The following is a 23,813-nucleotide window of genomic DNA, read 5'->3' as shown; positions in this document are numbered from 1 at the left end:
ATTAGTTCAATTTTTAATATCCCGCTAATCTAAACCTCCTAGCTAACACTGACAATTCACGCCTCGTAATTCACAAACTTAAAAGAAGCAAAAACTTGACTTTATTTACAGCCGAAGCTATCATTCGATCAATCTTAATTTTTTTAACGAGGATGCCCCATGCTCAGCGAAACAAAAAACCTTACCTGGCCTGAATTTCAGGCTTTAAGTCCAGAAGAAAAAAAACCATATTTTAATGAAAATGGGAAAATTTTCCACTGCCTCCATTCTCAACAATTTGACCGCGAATTTATTGATCACATCTATAAATTAACAAATGTCATCCGCTCTATCAGCAAATCAAAAAAAGGCGCCCTTTTCTTACAAGGACTCATGCCTCATTACAAGGCCATGCTCTACTTCATGCAGCCTTCGACCCGTACTTATTTAAGTTTTCGTACGGCTTGTCAAATCCTGGGAATTCAAACCAGTGACGTTCGGGATGCGAGCATCAGCTCCGAAGTCAAAGGCGAGACTTTTGAAGACACGATCCGGACCTTCTCATCTTACTTTAATTTTATCATTATGCGCCATCCTAAAGAAGGCTATGCAGAACAAGCAGCTTATTGCCTCAACAACTCTGAGCGCCCTATTCCAATACTCAACGCAGGCTCAGGAAAGGACCAACACCCCACACAAGCCATCTTGGATATCTATACACTCATACGTTCATTCGAACATCATGGTGGGCTAGAAGGCAAAACTATAATCTTAGCCGGTGACCTGCTCCGTGGACGTACCGTACGCTCACTCAGTAAACTCATCAGTTTCTTCCCTGGAACAAAGCTCATCCTGTCCTCACCAGAAAAATTCAAAATGTCTGAAGATGTCATTTCCTTCTTAAAAGAAAAAAAGGTTCACTACACCGTCAGTCACGAATTCGTTAAACACCTCCCCGATGCCGATGCTATTTATATGACTCGAGTTCAAGATGAGCACGATACTGGCAATGATAAAAGCGAAAAATCCTTCCCTGAATTTTCACTTAGAGCTGAACACCTGCCCATTCTCAAAGAGCACTGCGCCATCATGCACCCTCTTCCAAGACGGGAAGAATTAGACAGTGCGATTGACAATGATCCCCGCGCTAAATATTGGCGCCAAGAGCGAAATGGCATGTGGGCTCGAGCCGCACTCATGAGCCACATCACTGGCTACGACCAAAAAATCATGTGCTACTGGGCTGATATCTGCAAGCAAGCCAACCACACCGCCGATATTTAATCAACTAATCTTAAAACATTCTATCTCCCGGGCTTAGCCAAGAGTCAAATCCAAGTACCTATCCTCGATAATATGGTTCAAATTGCCCTTCACCGAGCGATATATATATATATATCAAAAGCTATAAATGCCTCCGGTGGGAAGATAGCCACTAATGACTGGGGACTTAAGAGACATTTGAGCTCGAAGAGCGCAGAAATGTAGTCCCCATTCATTGAGGGCTCACCGCGGGCTTATTAGCTTCGCTAAAATAATTTCAAGCAGTTTTGGAGCTACATCTACTTCCCCGCCTTCCACCAGCGCAAATCGCGGTCTTTCAGCGCAAAGCGCGCCTAATTCCCGACTCGAAAGTTTCTTGCGGATCTATGGCTTTATCAATTCAAAATTAAGTATTTAAAATTTAAAATTGGCGCGAAGCGTTTCTCTCCAAGCTCCACTCAGTGCGCAGTGCGCGTAGCGCGGTCTTTCAGCGCTCAACTCTGAAGTTTTTCCAACTCCTCCACATCCAACTGATCTTTGAGTCTTCCTGCTTCTTTTTTGGCTCGAATTAAATCATCATAAGAAATGAAATTTAAACTTAATCCCTCCATCTGTCCTAGTACTTGGTGAGAAAAAATCTCTTCCTCACTCTGACTACTGACTGATGTCAATAAATCAATTTGATTGGGTTGAGCTCCGAGAGTAAACACTGTCCCTCTCTGACAAAACAATTCTTTCTTTAATTCTTTCACTCCACCAAAGCCGAACTCTAATAAACTTTGCATAAGACGTTCAGCATTAGTTTCGTTGGGTTTTACAAGAATATCAAAATCCATTGTCATCCTTGGAAAACCATAAAAACAAACAGCATGACCACCGCAAATGAGGAACTCGACTTCATTTTTTTGCAGAAGTCGCAAAAAATCCAACATATCTTCAGATAAACTACTCGGGAACATCGCGGAAACTCTTTCTTTTCAAACGTCCCACTCGCTCCATATTGGAATGAAGATCCCATCGCAAATAACGCGACTGCATTTGAATTAACATCGCCAAACGTTGATCTCCACTTAACTGGGATAGATCAGAACGCCTGAAATCATCTTGATCTTCAACTTTTCCAACTCGTATACGTTTTTCCATAATCAAAAACCATTACATTTAATGAATAGTACAGTATAGCCCTCTTAAAATTCAACGCAACTCAAAGACGGTTCAGGGCTTCAGGGCTTCAATTCAAAATTAAGCATTTAAAATTAAAAATTGGCGCAAAGCGCGGTCTTTCAGCGTTAGCGCGTCTAATTCCCCAAGCGTTCCATTTGGTAAGATCCATCAAGGACATTTTTACACCAAGTTTCTTTATTGGCTAAATACCATTCGATTGTCTTTCTAATTCCTGACTCAAAAGTTTCTTGAGGTACCCAGCCAAGATCTTTTTCGATTTTACTTGCATCAATCGCATAACGCAAATCATGACCTGGACGGTCATTAACGAAGATAATTAAGTCTTCGTAATTTTTAATGTTTGATTTTGAATTTTGAATGAGGGAACTCTCCGCAATCGGGGCGAGTTCATCAAGAATAGAGCAAATGGTTTTTACTACTTCAATATTCTGTTTTTCGTTATGCCCACCAATATTGTAAGTCTCACCATTCACGCCCTCTTTTGCAACTAAGCATAAAGCACGCGCATGGTCATCGACATAGAGCCAATCACGAATTTGCTTGCCGTCACCATATACAGGTAAATCTTTTTGAGCTAATGCATTGAGCGTCACTAAAGGAATCAATTTTTCAGGAAAGTGAAAGGGGCCATAATTATTGGAGCAATTAGTGATCACAATCGGTAAACCATAAGTTCTATTCCAAGCACGTACTAAGTGGTCAGACGAGGCTTTAGAGGCTGAGTAAGGTGAACTCGGCGCATAAGGCGTATCCTCCTTAAAAAGATCCTCGGGGCCATCTAAATCGCCATAGACTTCATCTGTGGATATATGGTGGAAGCGGAAGCTTGTTTTTGTAGGGCCGGATATATTTCCCCCATTGCCACTTCCTGACTCCTGTTTCCTGTCTCCTGCTTGTCCTAGGCCCTCAGGCAAAGAACTCCAATACTTGCGAGCCACTTCTAAAAGCGTATAAGTTCCGATAATATTCGTCTGCATAAATTCACCTGGACCATCGATGGAACGATCCACATGGGACTCCGCCGCCAAGTGCATCACGATATCTGGCTGAAAAGCCTCAAATACTTTCTCTACAGCAGTCTGATCACAAATATCCACTTGCGCAAAATGATAACGCTCAGAGTTCTCAACAGAAGTCAACGATTCTAAATTCCCTGCGTAAGTCAACTTATCTAAATTGAGTACTTCGTCATTGGTGTTTTCAATAAGATTTCTGATAACTGCAGAACCAATGAAGCCCGCACCACCTGTGACAATAATTCGCATTAATAAATTCCTAATTAATAATTTTTCGGGGACAAAAGAATGACCCCCGTCTCATCTCACTCTGTAACAGAGCTATCAATTAATACTTGAGTACTAATATACCTATCGCTTAGCTCTTAATATTAAACACTAAAGCGAATGACGCTGAGTAAATTTCGTAAAAAAGATTCGGATTTTCCTGGAGTTTCGTGCGATCAAGCCACGCTTCTTCTCATATTTAATCTCTTTTTCGCCCTCTAAGTAGATGTTTGAAATTTTAGCAAGAGCAGATAATTCTACCACCCTTGGATATACCGCCCAAGTATTTAATGTTTTTGGAAGCCTACCTCCAGTAATGAAGTCGTCAACTGGCATACACACCTTATATTCTTTCACTAAATCTAGCAACTTTTGTGCCCCCGAGCGACGCAAAAGATAAGCAGAAGTAAAGTATGTACGTTTATTAGCGAATCTGACCAGATTATAGTTATCAACAAGCTCATGCCTGCCAAAATGAGATGGCCAACACTTACTGTAATTTAACATTACATACTCGGTATTTTGACCTGATTCTGACAAAGACTTTAATACTTGTTTAAAACTAGACATAGGCTGGGCATCTGACTCCAGTACACACATCCATTCGTCATCACTATCAATAAGTTTTTTCCATAAACGGTAATGTGAGATAAAACACCCCTTTTCACCTGCATTTAGTATACGTTTATATAAATCAGGTCGACTAGAATCATTTACTAAATGATATTCTGGATGGTCTTCCCCAATCTGCTTACCATCCACTGCATCAAACAGCTCATAATCTACGCCCAAGTCCTTCAAGCTACACACTAAGCTCGCTCTGCGCTCAATTTCTTTCTCCATTGAAAGAACGTAAGTTTTAATCATAAGATCTCATTATATAATATTCTCGAGTGACACATATACCTTTCATCCCTGAAGCTGTCTAGACAAATACATCACTTATAAATATAATTTCCAGTGCGCTATTGAATCATGTAACAAGCATAAGCTTCCTAAATATCATAAATCGGCACACCCACAAATATATGTCACAAAAAAAAAGCAACAATCACTACAAATAACTTTCCTAAAAAAATATCCCCTCTATACTTTATAGTAGAAAACAAGGAGAGGGAGCCCTATTCTATCTTAGCCATAGAATTCGTCGAAAATACAATTATGAAAAAGTGCGTCAATTGCATTGCTCAATATCTAAGACAGCATTCATCTACGATGCTCGTCTTACTAATTCTATTCTGTTGCTTTAGCCCTAGCAATAAATTAAGAAATAATATTTTTTATTTGACTGCCATACCATTAACATTATTTAATATTACACTCCTACCCTGGAAAAATTTAATAAAAAACAAAGGTTTTATCCTATTCTGGACCCTTTCACTCTTCCTCGTCATACGTTCACAATTTCCTAGCGACGGCGAAGCCGACACCGACCAGTTCAAGTACCTCTTTTATACCTTTTGTTTTTTTAATCTCATCTATTGGTCTGTAAAACTACACGAACATGACTTTACTCCACTCATCCGCCTCATTCCTTTCATCTCCATCCTCTACGCTCTCTCCTTAATCATCCAGTGGCATTTTTTCAAAACCGATACCTATACTCGACTTACTGGTTACACCCAGCTCGATCACCAAGCCGTTGTAACCGGGAAAATTTTTGCTTTCCTAAGCATAACAAACCTATCTATTGCTACACACAGCTCTGTCGCTAAAAAATGGGCCCTATCAGCAACAATTCTTTGTGTTTATTGTTTAATCTTATCTCAATCACGCGGACCACTCGCCGCCTTTTTAGTTAGCTGCCCGATCCTGGCTTTCTTAAAAGTCAGACACAACAAGATGCAACTCACACTATTATTCGCTCTTTTTATCGCCATCTCTGCCAGCACATTATACACCCTTAAAAAGCACGCCCTATTTCAAATAATTAGCCGCACTAACATTTCACACAACTACGACATAAGTCCCCATAAAAACTCATCTCTTTCAATTTTTCGCATAAAAAACACCGGTTCACAACCGGTACATATTAAAAATTTAAAAATCAAAAACCTACAACAAAAAAGCCGACTCAATGCAAGTATATATAATAGTAGCACTAAATCTACAGTAAAAAAAACAACCGATAGTTACACACTACAGAGATATGAAATACTTGTCATTCGCCTCGATAAGCCCCAGAACCTAAACATACGCTTCACATCTATCAGTCAGTCAAAAAACCCACTAAAAGACTATCTAGTTTACTTCACGGAGCGCATGAAAGATGAAAGTAGCCATACCATAATCTTAAGTAAAAAAACTCCTAGGGCTTTCTATTTCGACTCCAGCTTAGGTGGTCGAACAACAATCTGGAAAGAGCTCATTCGGCAATGGCAAGAAAACCCTTCATTTGGCAGAGGCAACGAAATAAAAACACACCACTTTCAAACCCCTAGCGGCCTTCATGATAGCCACTCCCTCGCTTTTGGCTTACTTTATAAAGGCGGCTTCATAGCCTTAATCCTATATCTATTATTATTTATACACATAATTTATATAAGCCCCCCATCGATGAGAACCATTATGATCTGCTTGTTTATTTTTGTGAACCTCGACGACCACCTTCTCCTATTTAAACTACGCCCCTTTTGGATATACCTCATCCTCCCCCTCTTCGTTACAGTCTCACTAAAAAAAACTAACCGCACTTCTCCAACTTAACTAGATCAAAAATGCTCTCTTGCCCCTCCCATAAACATATACATATACATAAAAAACGAACGAGTATATTGACTTCTGTTTCTATAAAACTAGATTCAAAATCATTAAACTTTAAACAAGCCCATAACTATGACCGAAGTAAAGCAAACTAGCCTCTCAAATGAAATCGATCTTATTGACGTAATAATAACTTTGGTGAAATCATGGAAACTAATCTTTGGGATAGTACTTATAGTGGGAATATCGACTTACTTTATTTTAAAATCTCAACCAAAACTATTCACCACAAGTCTAATCGTTAACTCACCGAAAGAAAATGATTTTGCGAAAATCACCCGGAATAGCATTATTAAAATAAGCCCAGAATATCTTTTTCAAACCTACTATAAAGAATTAATATCACCCGATAACTTCAAAGACTTCATCAAAGAAAATAACTACTTAGAAAAACTTTTCACAGATGACTCCCGCACTGAAGAAGAATTACTCACAGAAGCTGCTAAACTCTTGAAATTCGAGGTCATCCTGCCTGTAGCAGGCAAAACTAAGGGAGCTCCCTTACCTCCTCAAAGAGTTAGATTAACTTACAACTCTCACAGTCAAGCTAATGCCGTCAACTTACTCAACAACTATACATTTCACACCAATAAAATAGTAACTTCTACTCTAAGCTCAATGTACGTGAATTTAAAGAGCGCAAGCCTTGTAGACCTAGATGAAAAAATTGAGCTTTTAAAAATCAACGCTAAATCGGAAAGAATGTTTGAAATCACTAGGAAAGAATCTCTAAATAGTGAAAAAATTAAAACCTTAGAACAAGAAAAAAAAGCTCTACTTGATGAGGCCAAAGCCAAACGTGAAACAAAAATCAACCGCTATAAAGACGCTTTAAACATTGCACAGAAACTACAAATAAAAAAATATAGCGACACCAGCGACACCAGCGACACCAGCGACACCAGCGACACCAGCGACACCAGCGACACCAGCGACACCAGCGACACCAGCGACAGATCCATCCAGCTCCAACAAAACCCCGATACTCTATATCTTAAAGGATCCGATTACCTTTCGACCCAAATAGATATTTTATCTTCACGTAAAGATGATGCTGCCTATCTTGATTCTTTAAGCTCCATCGATAAACAAATTCATCTAATCCAAAACGACCAGTCTCTAATAGCTCTCAAAAACCGAAAAGATGACACCCCATTTATTAAACAACTTCCACAAATTCTTATAGAGAAAGAAAAGCTTGCATCCTTAAATAAGGACCTTCCTACATTCAGTAGTTACAGTGTGTTTAAAAAAGCAACACTCGATGGACAAAAAGCGATGTCAAAAAAATTATTGATATTTACTGCTGTTAACTTCCTAGCTTTCATCTTCAGCGGTATGCTAGCCATTTTTTTAAATGCTCTTAAAGAGCGTAATTATATCAATTGCAAGAATGAAGGGGAGTTAAAATGATTGAAGGAGTTGAAATTAGGGGCATTGCGGTACTTGGCCTAGGCTACGTCGGCTTACCCCTCGCTGTAGAATTTAGTAAAATACATAACACACTAGGTTTTGATATCAGTAAGGATAGAGTAAATGAGCTATCTTCAGGCAACGATTCTACTTTAGAAGTATCTAAGGCAGAGTTAGAAGCCGCTACAAAATTATCTTTTAGTAACGATACAGAATCTCTAAAAAAAGCCAATGTCTATATCGTCACGGTACCCACACCGATAGACGCCTATAAACGTCCCGACTTATCTCCACTTGAAAAAGCCTCTGCAATGTTAGGAGAAGTGATTGCAGCTGGAGATGTAGTCATATATGAATCTACCGTTTACCCAGGTGCAACAGAAGAAGTTTGCGTACCGATATTAGAGAAAATATCCGGCTTAAAATTTAATACAGACTTTTTTGCAGGCTATAGCCCTGAACGTATCAATCCAGGCGACAAGCAACATCGTCTACCCGATATCATGAAAGTAACTTCAGGTTCAACTTCTGAAACAGCAGACTTTGTTGACGCTCTTTACAAATCCATAATTACCGCAGGCACTCACAAGGCAACATCTATTAAAGTTGCCGAAGCGGCAAAGGTGATTGAAAATACTCAACGCGATTTAAATATTGCTTTGGTGAATGAATTAGCATTGATTTTCGATAGAGTAGGCGTCGATACTTTAGATGTCTTAGAAGCTGCAGGAACTAAATGGAACTTTCTTCCATTTAGACCTGGCTTGGTTGGAGGACACTGTATTAGTGTTGACCCCTACTACTTAACTCATAAAGCTGAAGAGCTTGATTATCATCCTGAAATCATTTTAGCGGGACGTCGCCTGAATGATAACATGGCCAATTTCGTAGCCCAAAAAGTAGTCAAATTAATGATTCATCGAAACCACCGCGTCTCCGGAGCAAAAACACTTGTACTAGGAGTGACATTCAAAGAAAACTGTCCTGACATCCGTAATTCAGGTGCTGTGGATGTTATTGAAGAGCTAAAACAATTTGGCTGTGCTGTAGATGTATTTGACCCATGGGCCGATACAGATGAAGTGAGACATGAATATGGCTTTGATTTAGTTAACAGAGAAATGATTTTTGCTACTGATTATGATGCGATTGTCTTAGCCGTCAATCACAAAGAATTCCTTGAGTACGATTTTGCGGAATTGACACATGAAAATTCGGTGGTTTACGATATCAAATCTGCTTTGCCTAAAAATATTATTACAGATAGACTTTAAGAAAGGATAAATATAATGTTAAATACAGATGAAATTATTGGTCGAAAAATCCGTATAGCTGTTCTTGGCTGTGGACGCATTGCTAAAAATCACTTTGGCTCAATTGACGCACATAAAGAAGATTTTGAACTCGTTGCTATATGTGACAATGATGAAAAAGCTTTGACTCTTGCAAAAGAAACCTATCACGTAAATTCCTATGATAAGTTAGAAAACATGCTTAGAGATGAACAGCTTGATGCCGTTAGTATTTGTACTCCAAGTGGAATTCACCCCCACCAGGCCGTTCTTATTGCTCAAGCGGGAGTTCATGTTATTTCAGAAAAGCCAATGGCGACTCGCTGGCAAGATGGCCTCGATATGGTCAAAGCATGCGACAAAGCATCTGTACACCTCTTTGTTGTCAAACAAAACCGTCGTAACTCAACACTCCAACTTTTAAAGAGAGCGGTTGAAGAAAAAAGATTTGGTCGTATTAACATGGTTCATCTTAATGTTTTTTGGACTCGACCTCAAGAGTACTATGATCAAGCAAAATGGCGTGGTACTTGGGAATTAGATGGTGGTGCTTTTATGAATCAAGCATCTCATTACGTAGATCTTGTTGACTGGCTTATTGGCCCCGTAGAATCAGTACAAGCAATGATGGCAACAAGAGAAAGAGATATTGAAGTAGAAGACACTGGCGTATTGAATATAAGATGGCGCAATGGTGCTCTAGGCTCCATGGCCGTAACCATGTGTACATATCCAAAAAATCTCGAAGGAAGTATCACCATCCTAGGATCAGAAGGTACCGTTCGTATTGGTGGTTTAGCTGTAAATGAAATCCAGGAATGGAATTTTGCCGAGGCCAAAGATTACGACGCCGAAGTCGAGAATGCAAATTATGAAACGACTTCAGTATATGGTTTTGGCCATCCTCTTTACTATAAAAATATCGTAGATGTCCTTCGTGGTACAGCTGAACCTGAAACCGATGGTCGCGAAGGCCTAAAATCTCTCGAACTTCTTATTGGAGCGTACATTTCGGCTCGAGATGGTAAAACTGTTAATTTTCCATTGCATTATTAAGGAGAATCGATGATTCACAATACTGCAATAATTGACCCTGGTGCTCAGATTGGCAAAGACACCTCAATTTGGCATTGGGTACATATATGCTCCGGAGCGAATATAGGAGAGGCTTGCTCTCTTGGACAAAATGTCTTCGTCGGCAATAAAGTATCGATTGGAAATAATGTTAAAGTCCAGAATAATGTCTCAGTATATGACAACGTCACTATAGAAGACGATGTTTTTTGCGGCCCATCAATGGTCTTTACCAATGTGTATAACCCACGCTCGGCCGTTAGTCGAAAAGATGAGTATCGCAATACGCTTGTAAAGCGGGGCACCACACTAGGCGCAAACTGCACCATTGTGTGTGGAGTAACAATTGGAGAAAATGCTTTTATTGGTGCAGGTACAGTTGTGAATAAAGATGTTCCTGCGTATGCTCTAATGGTTGGCGTACCTGCAAAACAAATAGCTTGGATGTCCGCTTATGGGGAACGACTAGATCTTCCATTGACGGGTAGTGGACAATGTACTTGTCCGCACACAGGTGATATATACCAGCTCAAGTCTGGCACGGTAACCAGAGAATATTAAATCTCACAAATTAAGTAGAAATTATGCAATTTATAGATCTTAAAAGCCAATACAAGCACCTTAAAAGTCGTATTGATGAACGAATCCATACGGTTCTAGATCATGGGAAATATATCATGGGTCCGGAAGTACTTGAGTTAGAACAAAAACTTGCTGAATATGTCGGAGTTAAACACGTCATTACTTGTGCAAATGGGACTGATGCTTTACAATTGGCTCTAATGGCTCTCAATATTGGTCCCGGTGATGCCGTCTTCTGCCCTACTTTCACCTTTTTTGCTACTGCCGAAGCCATTTCTTTTGTCGGTGCGACACCAGTTTTTGTTGACTCAGATGAAGAGACATTTAACATTTGTCCAAAAGATCTCAGGAAGCGCATTATAAAAATCAAGGATGAAGGGAAATTAAAGCTCAAAGCTATAATGCCTGTCGACCTTTTCGGATTACCTGCTGATTATCCGAAATTAAATAAAATTGCCAAAGAATATAATATGCTGGTCATCGAAGATGCCGCGCAAGGCTTTGGTGGCGAAATCGATGGACAAAAAGCGGGTAGTTTTGGCGACATTGCCACAACGAGCTTTTTCCCTGCTAAGCCATTGGGTTGCTATGGTGATGGCGGGGCCTTGTTTACCAATGATGATGATATAGCCGAACTCTTACGCTCCTACAGAGTCCATGGTAAAGGCTCAGACAAATACGATAATGTGCGCATTGGCATGAACAGTCGCCTCGACACAATCCAAGCTGCGATTCTCCTGGAAAAACTTACAGACTTCCCGCAAGAGTTAAGTAATCGTAATGACGTGGCAAGACATTATAACTCCTCCTTATTAAATAATTTTTTGCTAACACCAAAAACACCCACTGGCTTTATTAGTTCCTGGGCACAGTATTCTTTACGTGCAGAAAACTCTACTACTCGACAGGAAATCATGCAGAATTTAAAAAATGAAGAGATACCTTCCGTCATTTATTATGCAAAATGTTTACATCTGCAAACGGCCTTTAAGTACTTAACTTATATAGAAGGTGATTTCCCTATTGCTGAAAAAATATCAACAAGAGTCTTTAGTATCCCCATGTCGGGATATATAAGTAAAGACACTGCATCTTTGGTCATTAAAAAAGTCAATAAATCCAACAATTCACAGTCTTAAATAAGACGAGATCTACTAATAACTTAATTCATGAATAGAACCGAACCTAGCAACCAGACTAGCAAAAGTATACTTACACTTATAACCGGAACTTCCATTGCTCAAGCAATTCCAATTGCGATAAGTCCTATATTAACCAGAATCTATACTCCTGAACAGTTTGGCCTGTTTGCTTTATATATATCTTTAATATCAATAATTTCTATAATTGCAACAGGCAGATATGAATTAGCAATTATGATACCTCGAAAAGATATTGATGCGGCTAATATAACGATTCTTTCTATAAGTATAACTGCATATAGCAGCTTAGCTCTAATGATATCGGTATTTTTCTTAAATGGCACTATATCTCGATTATTGGGTAATCCTGAAATTAAAACATGGCTATATTTAATTCCATTTTCTGTACTAATCACCGGGATTTATCAAAGTCTCTATTATTGGTGCAACAGAAAACGAGACTATAAATCCATTGCTCGCAACAGAATATACCAAACTGGAACAACTTCATCTACACAATTACTTTGTGGTGTCAGCGGGTTATCGGCAATTGGTTTAATTGGAGGAAGTTTAATTGGCCAACTTATCTCTCTGATTAGCCTCACTACTACAGTATGGAAAGAAGACCATGACACTTTTAAAAAAACCCACCGTTTAAACAAAATTGCTCTTGCCAAAAGGTTTAGTGATTTTCCAAAATTTTTAATACTCTCTCATATGCTTAACAGTGCCGCAGCACAAAGTACTATCATTCTTATGAATGTACTTTTCTCTTCAGCTTCAGCGGGTTTTTTTGCTCTGACACAAAGAGTAATATCTACTCCTGCAAGTATAATCGCAAAATCTATCGGAGATGTATTTAGGCAGGAGGCTAGTCATGCCTATACTCACAACGGAAACTGTCAAAAAGTTTATATAAAAACATTAAAAAAATTATTTTATATCTCTACCGTTCCATTTATTGTCTTCTATTATACTGCTCCTACTCTTTTTGAATTCATCTTCGGTTCTCACTGGAAAATCTCAGGCCACTATGCACAAATCCTTACACCAATGTTTTATTTACGTTTTAATCTAAGCCCCTTAAGCACCATGTTTATGATTGCGGAAAAGCAAAAACAAGATCTACTGTGGCAAACCATATTATTTTCTTTAATAATAATATCTTTTATTTTTGGTCATTATTTTAAAGATTTACTCTTTTCTCTTAAAGCTATTTCCGGTTCTTATTCTGTCATGTTTATAATTAACGGTTTAATGACTTGGAAATTCTCTAAAGGCAAAAACATATAACATTAAAATATCTATATTCGATTATTATAACAATATATTCGATTCACCGAAGATGTGAATAATGAATGAAAAACTATTTAAACTAAATCCCGCTATGAATAAAATATTGAAAATGATAAAACACTTGAAACTAAACCTTTTTAGCTACAAAACTATAATATTATTTTCTTATCAAGAAGAAAGATCTTCAGTGAACAATAAATTACGCGTGATAAAAGCTGACCATGATTCAATCATTAATCTCTTACATTTTGAAAGTGAGCAAAAATATCAATGGATACGAAAACAAGCTTTAACAGGTATTGATCTTTATTTAACATTCTTAGGTGGCCAATGCATTCATCGCTCTATGGTAAGTAATCATAAGCATGCAGTCACCTTTACATACAAATTCAACTACACACTTCCCCAAGGAGCCAGCTATATACACAACTGCGAAACAGCGAAACAATTTAGAGGGCAAAAAGCTTATCCGTCAACATTATCTTATATTGCTAAAGCCACAAAAAATAAGTTATACATAAGCACCGACCAAACTAATACAGCATCGATAAAAGGAATAGAAAAATCAGGTTTCAAAGAAACAAATAAGTTTAGAGTGATAATCTTGATGGGACAAGTTTTTATTAAAGAGTATAATTAATCATGACAAAAAAAAGACGTTACCGTGAATATTGCAATTCTAACAATGACATCCCCATTTACAGCCAATCATGGTGGTTAGACTTAGCCTGTGGTTTCGATAATTGGGACGTAGCATTAGTTGTAAAAGGTAAAGAAATCATAGCTTCAATGCCTTATCAAATTATTAAAAGAAAGGGTTTCATTTCTTATTGTACCATGCCACCGCTCACCCAGATTTGGGGGCCATGGTTAGCTCCAGCTAAATGCAATTATACAAAACGTCTTTCACAAGAAAAAAAAATGATGACTGAACTTATTGACCAATTGCCCCCATTTAGCCAATTTTCACAAAGCTGGCATTATAACTATCAAAATTGGTTACCATTTTACTGGAAAGGCTTTCAGCAAACCACAAAATATACATACCTTATTGAAGACCTCTCGAATCTAGATAAAACCTATGAAAAATTTCAAAGTAAAATTAGAACAGATATTAAAAAGCATCCGGAAAATACGCCTTAACAGTTGAACAAAATTTGGACCTTAAAGATTTTCTTCACTTAAATAAAATGATCTTTACACGCCAGAGTAAAAACCTTCCTTACACGGAAAGTTATGTTAAAAAACTACATAAAGCCTGTCAAGATCATCAATCATCTAAAATTTTTATTGCAGTAGACCCTGAGGGTCGTCATCATGCTGGAGTTTACTTAATTTGGGATAAAGAATCAGCTTATTATATCATGGGTGGCGGAGACCCTGAGCTACGCAATAGCGGAGCTACAAGTTTATGTATGTGGGAAGCTATTAAATTTGCCTCAACTGTGTCAACGTCTTTTAATTTTGAGGGTTCTATGATCGAGCCGATCGAAAGCTTTTTCCGTGCATTTGGCGCCATTCAGAAACCATATTTCAACATTACCAAAACTAATTCTAAACTCTTAAAAATAGCTCAATTAACAAAATCTCTTCTTAGGTAGTTTAGTAATGATCACTATAAAATGTCCTCATAACTGCATTAATGAACGCAAATATATTTTCAAAGTCATTTTGTGGGATTTTTTAGGACTAGAATTCACCGTCATATATGAAAGCCGTTCTGACATAGCCATTCTCTATGAAAATAAAACTCTCAAGATAAACGATGACTTTTTTACCATCGCCGACAAAAAATGGATGCAACTTCAATCACTACCTGAACAACCTCTGGCACATTTGGACATAAGTGGTTTAAGTAAAACAGTCGACCTCCCATCTACATCACTACCTATAATTTATGGTAAGCCAAATTTAGAAATATCCGAAAATCACATACAACTTGATATCGATATTTTTGGTTCCTCTTTTTTTATGCTATCTCGTTATGAAGAGGCTATAAAAACAGATAGAGATAAACATGATCGTTTTCCTGTCACTGCTTCACTTGCTTACCAAGAAGACTTTCTGGCTAGACCGATTATTAATGAATACCTCGAAATATTATGGTTTTGTCTTAGTACTTTATCCCCCAAACTCCGACGAAAAACCAGGCAATACAAAGAATTAATTAGTTGTGATGTCGACACACCATATAACCCCAATTCAGGCTTTCTAAAAAAAGAATTAAGGCAAATCGCCAGCGATCTCCTAAAACGAAAATCTCTTAAACTTGCATGGAAACGTTATCGAAACTTCGCTGCAATGAGGAAAGGTGATTATAGCTTAGACCCCTTTTATACTTTTGATTGGATGATGAAATCATGTGAAGAAAATAATTTAAAGTGTGCTTTTTATTTCCTCTGTGATAAAACAAATTTAAATTACGATGGTAAATATAATATAGATGAATCCCCGATAACAGGTTTACTTCAAAGCATTTCCGCAAGGGGACATGAAATAGGCTTACATGGCAGTTACAATACTTATCAAACACTCTCACAACACAAGTTTGAATTTGATAAGCTTCAAAAAATCACAAAACGCGAAGGCATTAATACTATAAATATTGGGGGCCGACAACATTATTTGAGATATAATATCATGAAAACTCCAGCCATTCTGGAAAACTCTGGCATGACTTATGATTCAAGCCTTTACTACGCAGAAAAACCCGGCTTTCGTTGTGGTATTTGTTACGAATTCACGATGTACGACCTCAGTAGCAGATCTCCACTCAAACTCATCCAAAGACCACTAATTTTCATGGAAGCTAGCACACTCTCTGGCATTTATAATGATTACAACAACACAAGTCATTTGGCCGCAACCTTGAAGAACACTTGTTATAAATTCAACGGAACCTTTACTCTTCTTTGGCACAATTCATCATTAACAACCGACGTCCATAAACAAATATTTATCGATATACTAACACAACATCCTAATGATTAATCGGTCTAAATGTATTTTACTAAAAAACTGTGCTGAACTCATTTACATGAGCGATACCCGAAAAATGTACACGGCTCTATATAAATGAAAATTTCACACAATTCCTTAATCCACCTATACTCGTCAACTTATGTCATACTCATATTAGGTCTGATATTCCCTTATGGCTTCCCTCTGTATGCTATATCTGTTGGGTCCATAGGTCTATTATCATTTCCTATAATACTAAAGACTAAGTATACATGGAATTTTGATATAAAACTATATCTTAGTCTTGCAATCACTTTTATTTTTTCAATCACAATTTCTGGCGAAATAGATTTGTTAAACAAAACCAGTATCAACAACCTAATAAGCTGTAGTCTTTCTCTCCTAATAGGTCTGTCTATATTGAAAAATCGAGAAAATTTAAAATATTTTCTTAACAAATTTAAATCTATGTCTATATCTATAGGTATTATCGTTTCGATTATTGCATTAATAAAATTTGCTTTACTACTAAAGGGGCACCATATCTCTTTTTTTGAAACTCCAGGATCACAATATCCATGGGGGACCTCTCTAAGAAAAGATTATAACTCTTTTTCTCTAGGACTCCTATTTCCTTTCCTCTGTATTATAGATTTTTTAAGAAAAGAAAGGGCTAGACTTCGTACTTTTTCATTCCTTTCAGCTAGCCTGCTGATTTTCAGTGCCATGATGCTCTCTGGATCAAGAAGGATATTTATCATACTTTTCATTATCATTTTCATTTGCTCTATACATAAGCTCCTTCGCACAATCACAACTAAGAAAATATCCTTAAAAATTTTCCGAATAAGTTTTTATGTAATCACACTCTTAGCCATAATCTTGTCTTCAGCATTTCATATTGACTTTTTTTCTAACCACGAGCTAACATCACAACGGGAATTAGATAAACTAGAGTTTAGACTAAACACTATGGACATTTCATCAAATAATGACAGTAAACTCATTAGCTCTAGAACAAATAGGCTAACGTATGGTCTAGCAATACTAAAAGAGTATGAATTTCATGAGCTAATTCTTGGCAGAGGCTTTCAATATCACTATGATTATAAGAATAACTTCCATTCAGGGGGACTTGACTATCCTCACAATGTTTTCATTTCAATCTTATTATCAAGTGGCTTATTGGGCTTGACACTTTTTTCAGCATTTATATTTAATATGTTTATTAACTTTTTACGATACCATTCACATCCCTACATATTGTTGTATTTCATGTCGTTGCTTTTCTTTGTCTCCACAAGTGGAGATCAGTTTTACTCAAGCAAAGTACTTGTAAATTTTTGTTTCATAGGCATTTTTTTCAAACTCAATAAAAACAAATAACCGTAATCATATGAAAACAAAAGTTGTCTGTGTCGTCTTAAATAATTTCACAAATGACAGTCGCGTACTTAAAGAAGCCACAAGCCTCGCGCAAAATAACTATGACGTAGAAGTTGTAGCCCTCCATGAAAAAGGCCTTAAAGAATCAGAAAACACATCTTTATTCCCCATAAGTCGCCTTAAACTAAAAACAAGAAACTGGTCAAAATCTAAACCCATTCAACTTTTGAAATATTTTGAATTTTTTCTTATTTTTGTCAAACGTTTCCGAAATGCCGACATCATTCACTGCAATGACTTGAACACCCTTCCATTTGGTGTGTTCATCAAAAAGATTTTAAATAAAAAACTAAAAGTTATTTATGATGCCCATGAATATGAAACGGAAAGAAATGGCCTCTCGAACAAAGGAAGAAAAGTAACGTTTTTATTGGAGCGCTTTTTGATAAAGTATTCGGATGAAGTAATCACTGTCAGCAATTCAATTGCCGATGAATATAAACGTCTTTACAATATAAAGAAACCTTCTTTGGTTTTGAATTGCCCTTATTTTTGTGAGTTAAGAGAAGATAATCTTTTCCGAGAAGAGTTGGGGATCAGAGAAAATCAGAAAATATTCCTTTATCAGGGCGGGCTTTTTAAAGGTCGAGGAATTGAGTTACTCCTAAAAAGCTTTTCCAACCTTTCTGATAATAAAAATGTGATTGTTTTTATGGGGTATGGTACTTTAGAAGAGACCATTCTTGAGCACAGTCAAAACCACCGTGCTATTTTTTTTCATAAGGCTGTAAGCCCAGATGTTTTACTCCGTTATACAAGTTCAGCAGATTACGGCATTTCACTTATTGATGATATTTGCTTGAGTTACCGTTACTGCCTACCCAATAAATTTTTTGAATACATAATGGCGGGTTTACCCATCATTTCATCTAACCTTCCAGAGATGAAAAAGATTGTAGAAGATCATAATATTGGAATTATAGCAGAACAAAATACAAAAAATTCTTTTCAAAAAGCTGTTGAGGCTACTCTTGATTTAGAGTATTCTCATATAACGAAAAACTTGGCAAATGTCAGACGAGAATTTTGTTGGGAAAAACAAGAGAAAACTTTAATTGATACATATAATTCTCTTTTAAACTGATAACGTATTATATACACTCTAGTATCAATCAGCTTTAACCTCCATTATCATCTAGATAAAAATCAAAAAATATGTATATTTTATGAAAAGTATTAAAATACTCCTTCATTATAAAAAACACTTCGAATTATTCATCTCAACACCTTATTTACTCCACTAAAATTTTATGAAAAAACTGAAAATATGTCATTTAACCTCGGTTCATCCTCGCTATGATACTCGTATATTTTTGAAGGAGTGTAGTAGTTTAGCTAGCGCAGGCTTTGATGTGGCTTTAATTGTCGCCGATGGCCTTGGTGATGAAGTCAGTAAAGGAGTTAAAATACTCGACACAGGCACCCAGAAGGGACTTAGTCGTATTAAAAGGATGACTCAAACAGTTAACAGCGTCTATGCAAAATGCCTCGAAATTGATGCCGATATTTATCACTTTCATGATCCTGAACTTTTACGTATTGGCCTCAAGCTTAAAAAGCTTAAAAAGCAAGTCATTTATGATGTTCATGAAGATGTCCCACGGCAAATCCTCTCCAAACAATGGATTCCTACTCATCTTCGAAAATCAATTTCTTTTTGTTTTGAACGCTATGAGAACCACATTGCAAAAAAACTCTCGGCAGTCATCTGTGCCACTCCCTTTATCAGAGATCGTTACTTAAAAATCAATCCAAATTCTATTGACATTAATAACTATCCAATTCTTGGTGAATTCGATTCTTCTACTCCTTGGTGTGAAAAACATGATGAAGTCTGCTATGTTGGGGGGATTACTGAAGTACGAGGTATTAAAGAACTTGTCAACTCACTCTCTTCGACAACGGCAAAATTGAACCTGGCGGGTAATTTCACTTCATCTCTCCTTGAAGAAGAAATGTTCCGTCATGAAAATTGGCAAAAGGTAAACTATCATGGCATTGTCAGTAGAAAAGAAGTGAGTTTAATCTTAGCTCAGTCAAAAATAGGAATAGTTACACTTCACCCAATCATCAATTATCTCGACTCTCTACCCATAAAAATGTTTGAGTACATGGCTGCGGGCATCCCAATCATTGCTTCCGACTTTCCTTATTGGCACAAAGTCCTTGAGCCTTATGACTGTGCCCTTTTTGTCGACCCCTACAAACCTCAAGAAATTGCTGAAGCAATTGACAAGTTACTAGATGATAACAAAACGTCGGAAGAAATGGGTAAACGTGCTAAACTTGCAGCAAATGAGTATTTTAGTTGGATCGCAGAAGAAAAAAAATTAATTCAACTCTACAAAGAGCTAACTAATGTCTAAGAATATATGGTACTGCAATCACTACGCTCTAGATCCTAAATTCAAGAATTATCGGCCTTACTTTCTTTCAAGTCAATTAAGCGCAATGGGAGAGAAAGTTACTATTATCGCCGCCTCTTTTCACCATTTGCATAAAGATACAATTCAGTTCAAAGGTGATTATTGCCTTAAAAAGGTTAATGGAGTCAATTATTTATGGATAAAAACTCCTTATTATAAAGGTAATGGCGTCGCTAGAATTCAGAATATGCTCGCCTATTCTGCTTTTCTCAAACGCACTAATTTAGTCCACATGGGAGTGCTCAAAAAACCTGATGTTATTGTCGTTTCCTCTGTTCACATGTTTCATTTTAAAGCTATGAAAAAATGGGCTAAAATATATGATGCTCAATTAATTTTTGAAGTACGTGATATATGGCCTTTAACTCTTAATAATCTTCTGAAGATGTCCAAATACCATCCGCTTTATATCTGGTTAGCTCACTTAGAAAAACATGCTTATAAACATGCAAATAAAGTGATCTCAGTTCTTCCTAACGGTTTTGAGCACATGAAAAAACAGGGTCTTGATGAAAAAAAATACTTTCATATACCTAATGGAATTGAAATACCTGATGAACAAAAAATTGTAACTCCCCACGTTTTGATGAAAGATTTACAAAAAGAAGGTAAATTCATTGTATTTTATTGTGGTACTCATGGTATACCAAATGCCTTGGAACCCTTAATCCAAGCCGCTATCCTTTTAGATCAAAAACAAAATACTAAAATCCATTTTGTTCTTCTTGGTAAAGGAGAGAAAAAGGAACACTTAATAAACTTGGCAACTGAAAATTCATTAACAAATGTCACATTTCTCTCTGCTGTACCAAAAAACGAAGTAAGTTCTTACTTGAAAGCAGCAAATATTTGTTACCTAGGTTGGCAAAACACAACACTTTACCGTTACGGTGTAAGTGCAAATAAAATATTTGAATATATGCTGGGTGAAAAACCTATTTTACAATCAATTAATTCTCCTAATAATCCTGTAGAACTGGCGCAATGTGGTCAATGTATTGAAGCCATGAATCCAGAAGTCATTGCAGATGCTTTAGAGAACTTCGCATTGATGCCTCAAAATGAATTAAAAAACATGGGACTTAAAGGCTTAGAGTATATTAAAAAAAATCATGACTATGCTAAACTAGCACAAAACTTTATAGAGGTCATAGAGAAATGAAACGATTTTTTGATATAGTCATCTCAAGTCTTTGTGTATTTATTTTTGCACCCTTACTCCTTGTCTTAAGCATATTTATACGAATAAACCTAGGAGCCCCCATTTTCTTCGTTCAGAAAAGGCCTGGACTGAATGGCAAAATATTTAAAATGTTCAAATTTCGTACGATGCTCGATTCAGTTGACAAACATGGAGAACCGCTGCCTGATGCCCAACGATTAACTCCCTTTGGTAGTTTTTTACGTAAAGCAAGTCTCGATGAATTACCAGGCCTATTCAATGTCCTCAAAGGTGATATGAGCCTAGTTGGGCCCAGACCTCTTCTTATTGAATATCTACCACTATACAGTTCCCAACAAGCTCGGCGACATAATGTAAAGCCAGGAATTACCGGTTGGGCTCAAGTCAATGGACGTAATGCCATAAGTTGGGAAGAAAAATTTAACTTAGATGTATGGTATGTTGAAAATCAGAGTTTCTGGCTGGATATAAAAATTCTTTTTATGACGGTAGGAAAAGTAATCAAAAAATCAGATATATCATCTGCCTCCAGTGTGACCATGGAAAAGTTTACCGGTGATACAAATGAGTGAAGCAATTTATTTTTTCGGATCTGGTGGTCATGCAAAAGTCATTATAGACATCGCGAATCGACTCGATAAACATATTCTTGGTTTATTAGATGATAATCAAACTTTATGGGGGACTCAATTTTACCGACAAGAAGTACTGGGTGGATCGGAATTCGTTAATACAATCGCAAAAGATGCCTCATTTATAATTTCTATTGGATCAAATTTAATGCGTATGAAGTTTGATACTCTATTAAAGAATCACGGGCATTCCTTTGCAACACTCATTCATCCAGAATCGACTTTTTCTCCCACAGTAACTATCAAAGAAGGTACTGTAGTTATGGCTGGTACAGTTATAAATTCAGATGTTCTCATTGGCCGTCATTGCATAATAAATACTCAAGCAAGCATAGATCACGATTGTATTATTGACAATTTTGTACACATTGCTCCTGGTGTTACGATCTGTGGCTCTGTTTCAGTTGCGGAAGGTACGATAATTGGCGCTGGTTCGACTATCATCCCTGGTGTTCAAATAGGTAAAAATTGTATCATTGGTGCAGGGTCTATAATTCTTAATGATATCCCAGATAACTGTACTGTAATAGGTAATCCTGGAAAAATCCTAAACAGAGTGAAAAATGAAAAATAATAATAGGTCAGCTTGGCCCTACTTCGATGAGGAAATGATCGAAGCCACTGCGAAAATCTTGAAATCGGGTAAAGTTAACTACTGGACGGGTGATATCCATACGCTTGATGATGGAACTACAGTTCGTGGTGAGAATGGACTCTTTGAATATGAATTTGCTCAATATCATAAAGCTCCCTACTCTATTGCACTAGCCAACGGGACTCTAGCACTCGAGCTTGCTCTACAAGCTTTTAATATCGGAAGTGGTGATGAAGTCATTACAACAACAAGAACTTTTATAGCCTCGGCTTCTGCCTGTATCATGCGGGGTGCAAAGCCCGTCTTTGCTGATGTAGAATTAAACAGTCAGAACATATCTGCTCAAACGATTGCTCCCCTTATTACTAAAAATACTCGGGCAGTTATTGCTGTACATCTAGGTGGATGGGCCTGTGAACTCGATGAAATAAAAAAATTACTTGATGCAAAAGAACATGAATTTGGTCATAAGATCTATCTTATTGAAGATTGTGCCCAATGTCTCGGTGGAGAATATAAAGGCCAAAAACTGGGCACCATTGGTGATGCTGGATGCTTTTCCTTTTGCCAAGATAAAATCATCACTACTGGCGGTGAAGGTGGCATGCTCCTTCTCAAAGATAAAGATGCTTATCGCCGCGCTTGGAGCTTTAAAGACCACGGTAAAGACTTTGATAAATATAATACTACTTTAAACCACCCACTTGTTGATTTAGATAAAGCTCATTCATCATCATACTACAGTTCAATCGGAACAAATTGGCGTATGACCGAGATTCAAGCCGCCATAGGAAGAATTGCATTAGCTAAACTCGACTCATGGAATTTAGCCGCCCGTAAAAAGTATGCGCAAATACTCAATACAGCCTTCAAAACTAGTCCTGGTCTACGAGTAGAAGAAGCTCCGACACATATTGTTCATGCTTATTACAAATATTACGTTTTTCTCGAAATATCTAAGCTTAAAGACAATTGGGATCGTAATGCTGTCATTCAAGCTATTGCTAAGGAAGGCATCGTGTGCCAATTTGGGAGCACTTGGGCTATTGGTAAAGAAGATGCATGGAAAGATGTTCAGATGCCCAATCGTGACACACTCAATTTACAAGTTACTCAAGATTTACCAAATGACCTAGCTATTGGCTCATCTGTGATTATGTTCCAAGTTCACCCTACTTTAAGTGAGCAAAATATTCATCAAACTATCTCTGTCGTAAATAATGTAATGAAGCAAGCTATTAAATGATACCATCCTCTCTTTTTAAAAAATGGCCCTTCAGAAAAAGTGTTGTTTTATT

The 23,813-nt window shown here is 37.2% G+C and carries 23 protein-coding genes; 19 read left to right on the top strand and 4 right to left on the bottom strand.

The window, feature by feature from the left end:
* Positions 1-159 precede the first annotated feature (159 nt).
* A complete protein-coding gene (locus PQO03_RS15120; RefSeq protein WP_274154025.1) occupies positions 160-1,263 on the top strand; it encodes an aspartate/ornithine carbamoyltransferase family protein in 1,104 nt (367 codons plus the stop codon).
* A 473-nt stretch (positions 1,264-1,736) separates the two neighbouring features.
* On the opposite strand, the gene PQO03_RS15115 is transcribed toward PQO03_RS15120, so the two are convergent.
* The 4 genes from PQO03_RS15115 to PQO03_RS15100 form a co-directional block, all read right to left on the bottom strand.
* Positions 1,737-2,201: a hypothetical protein gene (locus PQO03_RS15115; protein WP_274154024.1), complete on the bottom strand. Its 465-nt coding sequence runs from the start codon at positions 2,199-2,201 to the stop codon at positions 1,737-1,739.
* A complete protein-coding gene (locus PQO03_RS15110) occupies positions 2,188-2,385 on the bottom strand; it encodes a hypothetical protein (protein ID WP_274154023.1) in 198 nt (65 codons plus the stop codon). The genes PQO03_RS15115 and PQO03_RS15110 overlap by 14 nt, the downstream gene beginning before the upstream one ends.
* Positions 2,386-2,540: 155 nt before the next feature.
* A complete protein-coding gene (gene rfbB / locus PQO03_RS15105; protein ID WP_274154022.1) occupies positions 2,541-3,692 on the bottom strand; it encodes a dTDP-glucose 4,6-dehydratase in 1,152 nt (383 codons plus the stop codon).
* 129 nt (positions 3,693-3,821) lie between these two features.
* The gene (locus PQO03_RS15100; RefSeq protein WP_274154021.1) at positions 3,822-4,577 is read right to left on the bottom strand and encodes a glycosyltransferase family 25 protein; all 756 of its coding nucleotides are present in this window, start codon (positions 4,575-4,577) and stop codon (positions 3,822-3,824) included.
* Positions 4,578-4,994: 417 nt separating this feature from the next.
* Here PQO03_RS15100 and PQO03_RS15095 point away from each other — a divergent pair, with 417 nt between their 5' ends.
* The 18 genes from PQO03_RS15095 (at position 4,995) to PQO03_RS15015 (ending at position 23,761) form a co-directional block, all read left to right on the top strand.
* The gene (locus PQO03_RS15095) at positions 4,995-6,416 is read left to right on the top strand and encodes an O-antigen ligase family protein (RefSeq protein ID WP_274154020.1); all 1,422 of its coding nucleotides are present in this window, start codon (positions 4,995-4,997) and stop codon (positions 6,414-6,416) included.
* 129 nt (positions 6,417-6,545) lie between these two features.
* The gene (locus PQO03_RS15090; RefSeq protein WP_274154019.1) at positions 6,546-7,886 is read left to right on the top strand and encodes a Wzz/FepE/Etk N-terminal domain-containing protein; all 1,341 of its coding nucleotides are present in this window, start codon (positions 6,546-6,548) and stop codon (positions 7,884-7,886) included.
* Positions 7,883-9,160 carry a nucleotide sugar dehydrogenase gene (locus PQO03_RS15085; RefSeq protein ID WP_274154018.1) on the top strand — a complete coding sequence of 426 codons (1,278 nt, stop codon included), beginning with the start codon at positions 7,883-7,885 and terminating at the stop codon, positions 9,158-9,160. The genes PQO03_RS15090 and PQO03_RS15085 overlap by 4 nt, the downstream gene beginning before the upstream one ends.
* A gap of 15 nt (positions 9,161-9,175) precedes the next feature.
* Positions 9,176-10,234, top strand: coding sequence for a Gfo/Idh/MocA family protein (locus PQO03_RS15080; RefSeq protein WP_274154017.1), 1,059 nt, complete (start codon positions 9,176-9,178; stop codon positions 10,232-10,234).
* Between the two features lie 9 nt (positions 10,235-10,243).
* A complete protein-coding gene (locus PQO03_RS15075; RefSeq protein ID WP_274154016.1) occupies positions 10,244-10,813 on the top strand; it encodes an acyltransferase in 570 nt (189 codons plus the stop codon).
* Positions 10,814-10,836: 23 nt separating this feature from the next.
* Entirely contained in the window at positions 10,837-11,973 is a 1,137-nt protein-coding gene (locus PQO03_RS15070) for a DegT/DnrJ/EryC1/StrS family aminotransferase (protein WP_274154015.1), read from the top strand.
* Between the two features lie 30 nt (positions 11,974-12,003).
* Positions 12,004-13,269: a lipopolysaccharide biosynthesis protein gene (locus PQO03_RS15065; protein WP_274154013.1), complete on the top strand. Its 1,266-nt coding sequence runs from the start codon at positions 12,004-12,006 to the stop codon at positions 13,267-13,269.
* A gap of 61 nt (positions 13,270-13,330) precedes the next feature.
* Complete coding sequence (locus tag PQO03_RS15060) at positions 13,331-13,912, top strand: hypothetical protein (RefSeq protein ID WP_274154012.1); 582 nt, start codon at positions 13,331-13,333, stop codon at positions 13,910-13,912.
* A gap of 2 nt (positions 13,913-13,914) precedes the next feature.
* Entirely contained in the window at positions 13,915-14,415 is a 501-nt protein-coding gene (locus PQO03_RS15055) for a hypothetical protein (protein WP_274154011.1), read from the top strand.
* A gap of 14 nt (positions 14,416-14,429) precedes the next feature.
* The gene (locus PQO03_RS15050; protein ID WP_274154010.1) at positions 14,430-14,873 is read left to right on the top strand and encodes a GNAT family N-acetyltransferase; all 444 of its coding nucleotides are present in this window, start codon (positions 14,430-14,432) and stop codon (positions 14,871-14,873) included.
* A gap of 7 nt (positions 14,874-14,880) precedes the next feature.
* A complete protein-coding gene (locus PQO03_RS15045; RefSeq protein ID WP_274154009.1) occupies positions 14,881-16,263 on the top strand; it encodes a polysaccharide deacetylase family protein in 1,383 nt (460 codons plus the stop codon).
* 84 nt (positions 16,264-16,347) lie between these two features.
* A complete protein-coding gene (locus tag PQO03_RS22140; RefSeq protein WP_420792880.1) occupies positions 16,348-17,619 on the top strand; it encodes an O-antigen ligase family protein in 1,272 nt (423 codons plus the stop codon).
* Positions 17,620-17,629: 10 nt separating this feature from the next.
* Positions 17,630-18,763, top strand: a complete 1,134-nt coding sequence (locus PQO03_RS15040; protein WP_274154008.1) for a glycosyltransferase family 4 protein — start codon at positions 17,630-17,632, stop codon at positions 18,761-18,763.
* Between the two features lie 166 nt (positions 18,764-18,929).
* A complete protein-coding gene (locus tag PQO03_RS15035; RefSeq protein ID WP_274154007.1) occupies positions 18,930-20,045 on the top strand; it encodes a glycosyltransferase in 1,116 nt (371 codons plus the stop codon).
* Positions 20,038-21,267: a glycosyltransferase family 4 protein gene (locus tag PQO03_RS15030; protein WP_274154006.1), complete on the top strand. Its 1,230-nt coding sequence runs from the start codon at positions 20,038-20,040 to the stop codon at positions 21,265-21,267. The genes PQO03_RS15035 and PQO03_RS15030 overlap by 8 nt, the downstream gene beginning before the upstream one ends.
* Complete coding sequence (locus tag PQO03_RS15025) at positions 21,264-21,860, top strand: sugar transferase (protein WP_274154005.1); 597 nt, start codon at positions 21,264-21,266, stop codon at positions 21,858-21,860. The genes PQO03_RS15030 and PQO03_RS15025 overlap by 4 nt, the downstream gene beginning before the upstream one ends.
* Positions 21,853-22,494: an acetyltransferase gene (locus tag PQO03_RS15020; protein WP_274154004.1), complete on the top strand. Its 642-nt coding sequence runs from the start codon at positions 21,853-21,855 to the stop codon at positions 22,492-22,494. The genes PQO03_RS15025 and PQO03_RS15020 overlap by 8 nt, the downstream gene beginning before the upstream one ends.
* Positions 22,484-23,761: a DegT/DnrJ/EryC1/StrS family aminotransferase gene (locus tag PQO03_RS15015; protein WP_274154003.1), complete on the top strand. Its 1,278-nt coding sequence runs from the start codon at positions 22,484-22,486 to the stop codon at positions 23,759-23,761. The genes PQO03_RS15020 and PQO03_RS15015 overlap by 11 nt, the downstream gene beginning before the upstream one ends.
* Positions 23,762-23,813 lie beyond the last annotated feature (52 nt).

Origin of the sequence: Lentisphaera profundi (assembly GCF_028728065.1) — a bacterium.
Classification (GTDB): Bacteria; Verrucomicrobiota; Lentisphaeria; order Lentisphaerales; family Lentisphaeraceae; genus Lentisphaera; species Lentisphaera profundi.
This window is presented reverse-complemented; position numbering and strand designations above follow the sequence as displayed.